Origin of the sequence: Steroidobacter sp. (assembly GCF_016790065.1) — a bacterium.
Lineage (GTDB): Bacteria > Pseudomonadota > Gammaproteobacteria > Steroidobacterales > Steroidobacteraceae > Steroidobacter.
On sequence record NZ_JAEUPY010000400.1, the window covers coordinates 1 to 4931 of the forward strand.

The following is a 4931-nucleotide window of genomic DNA, read 5'->3' on the forward strand; positions in this document are numbered from 1 at the left end:
CGACGACTACATTTGCAAACCGTTCAGTCCGCGCGAAGTGGTAGCGCGAGTCAAGGCGATTCTGCGTCGAGCACCGCAGGCGCAAGCGGTGGCGCAGATCGATTCCCGTCTGAGCATCGACGAGACCCAGTTCCTGGCCACACTCAACGGCCAGACGCTGGATCTGACGCCGGTGGAGTTTCGGTTGCTCAAGGCGCTGTCAGCCTCGCCGGGGCGCGTGTTCTCGCGCCAGCAACTATTGAACACGCTGTATGAAGATCATCGCGTGGTCACCGACCGCACCGTCGACAGCCACGTGAAAAACCTGCGCCGTAAATTACAGCTGGCGCATCCGGGCGATGAATTGATCGAATCGATCTACGGCGTGGGCTATCGCTTCACGCTGTGAAGCTCAGTGCTCTTGCCTGACGGGCGGCGGCATCCGCAATTCATGCTTACGCACGGAACTGAGATAGCGATGCACAGAGTCGGCGTCGGCCGTGGCAAGTAAATCGATGGGCCGCCCGCCGAGCGTTTCATTCGAGGTGCTCAACCAGAGCTTGGCGCGCTCCACTGAGCCGAGCACTTCCACGATGGTGCGAAACATGCCGACGAGCTTCAGCGCCCCGCTCCACTCGGGTCGTTGTGGATCGAGCACGCGCGCCCCCGATTGCAACTCAGCGACGTCTGCAGGCGCAGCGCCCAACAACTTGGGTAGGTCAGCAGCCAAGCCCAAGTGCTCGACCGCGCGAAACAGCGCCTTGGTCAATAAACCAGGGGACAACTCAGACGGTGAATTCGGGGACATCGACAACTCACGAGCAACAACTTAGAACGACACACTCTGCAGCCAGGCCCGTGCTTCGTCCAGAGTGTCGAACGAACGCAATGCTATTTCCGGCGGTGCGCCCGATTGCACATTGGCCACCGACTGCTTGCCGAAAAATGCTTGGGGACTCTTACTGGCGGCGGCCTTGAGCCCAGCAACGGCGGCGCGCGGCATCCAGTCTTCGCAAAGCCAGGCCTGATCGTCGACCGGAATCACGGCGAGCGCACTGTCATCGCCCAAGATCTTGCCGAGCCCTTCACGCTTCAACAGTTCGAGCACGCACTCGTGCACGAAGCGCAATTGCGCGCTCGTGGCATAGCGCCCCCACGTCAGCGAGATGCACGGCACCGCCTGATCCAGCGTCACCCGGCAAATGGGATTGTTCTTGAGATCCGAGACCAGCCTGGCGCCGTCGCTGGATTCCGTTCGCACCGTTTCCGTGAGCTGTCGCAGGTAATCCGTCACCTGCCCAATCGCCGCACCACTCATCATCGACCGACCGCCATTCGACACCGAAGGCGGGATGATAGAGCGAACGCTGCTTCGCGGCGACCCTGGCTATTTTACGCGGCGGGCGCCTGGCAAGTGGGCAGCACGAAATAGAACGTGGCACCGGCACCGGGTTGGGATTCGGCCCAGACGCGGCCGCCGTGCTTTTCGATCACCGATTTAACAATGGTCAAGCCCAAGCCCGTGCCTTCGAACTCGCGTTCCGAATGCAGCCGCTGGAAAGCGCCAAACAAGCGAGGCGCGTAGCGAGGATCGAAGCCCACGCCATTGTCCCGCACGAAATACACCGGGCCACTATCGTTGTCGCTGGTGCCAACCCAGATCTCCGGCGACGGCCGGGTGTGCGAGAACTTGACCGCGTTGGAAATCAGATTGCGCAGAGCCAGGGTCAGCAAGCCCGCATCTGCTCGCACACAAGCCGATTGCAACGAGACATGCACTCGCACCGGCGGCTGAGGATTCACCTCCGCCACGACTTGCCGCATCAAGTCGCCCAACTCCAACTCTTGAGTCTGCAGCTCGCGTTGCGTGACCGACGCGAGCTTCAGCAAATTGTCGATGATCGCGTCCATGCGCTTGGTGGTGCTGACGATCGATTCGATGTCACGCTGGATCTGCGGCGAGCCCAGCGAGCTGACGTTCTCGGCCAGCAGTGCGGCATGACCTTTGATCGCTCGCAACGGCGCACGCAGATCGTGCGAGACGCTGCGAGTGAACGCTTCAAGATCTCGGTATGCCGCTTCGAGACGTCGATTGGCGGTTTCCAGCTCCTGCGTTCGCTCACTCACACGGTGTTCCAACGTGGTGTTGAGACGTCGGACTTCGTCTTGCTGTTGGGCGCGTGCGGTGATGTCACGACACGACGCGAAGAACACCGTCTTGCCACGCCTCAAGGCTGAGGCAATCGAAATGGCGATGATGATCTCCGTGCCATCGCGCCGGAGCGCAGGTATTTCGATGAGCTTGCCCAGCACCGTATGCTGCCGCGTATGAAAGGTCGTGACCGCTTTCATATGCGCGTCACGCAAGCGCGCGGGCACGATGATATCGGCCAGCTCACGGCCCAGCACCTCCGCCTTGGTCCAGCCGAAGGTTTGCACCGCCTGTTTGTTCCATTCCAGCACGCGGTCCTGCTCGTCGATCACGATGAACACTTCCAGCGAGTTTTCCAGAATGGTGGCGGCGTCGCGCTGCTGTTCCAACAAGCGCTCATCGGCCAACAGGCGCTCGCGTAACACTTGCCTGCTGCGGGTCATCGCCAACGCCAAGCCGCTGAGCAACAGCGTGCCGAACGCGCCGACGATCCAGACCACCCACAACGGCACCAGCTGATTTTTTTCGATCATCGAAGGCGTCGCGACTACACGCAGCGTCCACTCGTGACCGCCCACCACGACGCGACGTTCGACAGCCATGGGCTGCGACACAGCGCCCTCGCCTGCGGCTCGTCGATACATCAACGTGGCCGCCTGCATTTGCGGATCGTCGTAGAGTTCGATCTCGACATCACGCGGATCGGCGTCGAACACACGTTCCATGAAATCACCGGCTCGGAACGGGCTGTAGACATAGCCGATCAACGCTGCACGCCGTTCGGCGATTGTGGTCGTGGGCAAGTCGCGCTGATATACCGGCACATACATTAGAAAGCCGGGTTGTGCGCTCGACTCGATCTCTTGCACCAGAGTCACTCGGGCGGAGACGGCGGCGGTGCCTTCGTCGCGTGCGCGCTCCATGGCAGCTCGGCGGATTGCTTCGCTGGCCATGTCGAAGCCTAGCGCGTGCCGATTACGCACGTCTTGCGGCTCCAGAAACAGGATGGCGGTTTGCGGATGATCGGCACGACCGGCCGGATTGCTCCACAAGCCCGACGGCAGCGCCTTCAGTTGCCAGGGCAGCAGCTTGTCGACCACCGCAGTGAAGCCGAAGCCCTGCACGCCGGTGAGCACTTCGGTCAAGTTCAGCGGGCGCACGAAACGCTGCCATTGCTGTTCGCTCAACGGCCAGGCGTTGTCGATGAAGCCGGCGCCGGCACGCAGCACGGCTTCGCAACCCATCAAACGTTCTTCGATGGCGTATTCGCTACGCGAGGCGCGTTCTTCGAGGGTGCTGCGAGTGAGGGTGAGCGCTGCTTCCTGCATGGATAGCGCGAACGACGCAGTCACCGCTGCGCCCAACACCAGAATGATCAGTGCGACGATTCCTGGAAACAGCCACCCACTGTGCCGGTGTTGTTGTGAATCGTCGTCACTTCCCGGCACGACTTGCCAATCCTGTGCGCTCATCGGCTGTTTTGACCGTCCCCCGACGGCCGACACTATCGCCGGGCAACACCCCGCGCATGGGTAGAAATACGGTTGTCACGCCTCGGCGCCCCGCAAAATAGGCAACTCTGCCCTATAAGCCGGCCGGCACGACCCCCTATCGTCGCTGCCGCTGCAACTCATAGGAGAACCGAAGTGAATACTGCTTTACGTCCATTGCTGGGAACGCTGCTGCTGAGCCTGCCGCTGCTGGCCATGTCGGGCGACAAGACCGAGCAACCTCAGCAGGCCTACACCAGCAAGGGCTCCGCGCCGCTGGTCGAAAAAGTGCGCCGTGCCACCTCGCGTTACAAAGACATCGGCGTGGCCATCGCCGAAAGCTGGGTGCCTGCGACGCCCTGCGTCAGCGGCCCGAACGCCGGTGCGATGGGCGTGCACTTCGTCCTGCCCAGCCGCGTCGGCGATGGCGCCATCGATGGCGACGAACCCGAAGCATTGATCTACGAACCGTTGTCGAGCGGCGCGATGCGCCTGGTCGGCGTGGAATTCATCGTGATTGCCGGCGACTGGGCCAGCAAACATCCGGAAGGCGGCGCGCCGTCGGTGGACGGCCATCTGATGCACTATGTGAGCGAGCCCAATCGGTATGGCTTGCCGGCCTTCTATGAATTGCATGTGTGGGCGTGGGAACAGAACCCCGACGGCCACTTCTCCGATTGGAACAAGCTGGTGACCTGTAACAAACAGCGCGCCCAATGATGTGACCAGAAACGGTGACGTCGTTGGTTCTATTGGCTGGCGCTGCAACGCCGTCCACGGAACCAACGACGTTCCGACCCGCTCAGGCGAACACAGCGTCCAGGAACATCATCACCGCGAAGCCGCCCATCAACGAAAACGTTGCGACGTCTTCAAACCCGTTGCGATGAGTCTCGGGAATGATCTCGTCGCTGATGATGAACAACATGGCGCCAGCCGCGAGCCCGAGCACCACAGGCATCGCCGGCCCAGTGAACCATACCGCGGACGCACCGATGGCACCGCCCAACGGCTCGACTAGCCCCGTCAACGACGCCACCATGAACGCTTGTGACTTCGGATAGTTGATGGCCAGCATGGCCGCCGCGACTGCCAACCCTTCCGGAATGTTCTGCAAGCCGATGCCGATCGCCAGCGGCATGGCCTTGCCCAGGTCGCCGCTGGCGAAGCCGACGCCCACCGCCATGCCTTCCGGAAAGTTGTGGAGCGTGATGGCGATGATGAACAGCCACAGCCGTTGCATGCGCAAGCTGTCCGGCCCTTCTCGGCCCATCACGAAGTGTTCGTGCGGTACGCGCTTGTGAATCCAA

At 61.7% G+C, this 4931-nt stretch carries 6 protein-coding genes; 2 read left to right on the forward strand and 4 right to left on the reverse strand.

The annotated features are described in order from the left end of the window. On the forward strand, positions 1–388 hold a 388-nt coding region (locus tag JNL55_RS16535), incomplete at its 5' end, for a winged helix-turn-helix domain-containing protein (RefSeq protein WP_293855768.1). Between the two features lie 3 nt (positions 389–391). Here JNL55_RS16535 and JNL55_RS16540 read toward each other — a convergent pair. From JNL55_RS16540 to JNL55_RS16550, 3 genes are all read right to left on the reverse strand, one after another. Beyond that, positions 392–787, reverse strand: coding sequence for an MbcA/ParS/Xre antitoxin family protein (locus JNL55_RS16540; protein ID WP_293855771.1), 396 nt, complete (start codon positions 785–787; stop codon positions 392–394). A gap of 21 nt (positions 788–808) precedes the next feature. Continuing rightward, on the reverse strand, positions 809–1300 hold the full coding sequence (locus tag JNL55_RS16545) for a hypothetical protein (RefSeq protein WP_293855774.1): 492 nt from the start codon (positions 1298–1300) through the stop codon (positions 809–811). A gap of 71 nt (positions 1301–1371) precedes the next feature. After that, complete coding sequence (locus tag JNL55_RS16550) at positions 1372–3603, reverse strand: CHASE domain-containing protein (protein ID WP_293855777.1); 2232 nt, start codon at positions 3601–3603, stop codon at positions 1372–1374. A gap of 174 nt (positions 3604–3777) precedes the next feature. On the opposite strand from JNL55_RS16550, the gene JNL55_RS16555 reads away from it, so the two are divergent. Then, a complete protein-coding gene (locus JNL55_RS16555) occupies positions 3778–4341 on the forward strand; it encodes a hypothetical protein (RefSeq protein WP_293855780.1) in 564 nt (187 codons plus the stop codon). Positions 4342–4423: 82 nt separating this feature from the next. Here JNL55_RS16555 and JNL55_RS16560 read toward each other — a convergent pair. Further along, the coding region (locus tag JNL55_RS16560; RefSeq protein ID WP_293855783.1) for a ZIP family metal transporter at positions 4424–4931 on the reverse strand (508 nt) is incomplete at its 5' end.

Bases quoted from the DNA above. Each gene is read 5' to 3' on its own strand.
- JNL55_RS16540 (WP_293855771.1), bottom strand. From the start codon at position 787: ATGTCCCCGAATTCACCGTCTGAGTTGTCCCCTGGTTTATTGACCAAG.
- JNL55_RS16545 (WP_293855774.1), bottom strand. From the start codon at position 1,300: ATGATGAGTGGTGCGGCGATTGGGCAGGTGACGGATTACCTGCGACAG.
- JNL55_RS16550 (WP_293855777.1), bottom strand. From the start codon at position 3,603: ATGAGCGCACAGGATTGGCAAGTCGTGCCGGGAAGTGACGACGATTCA.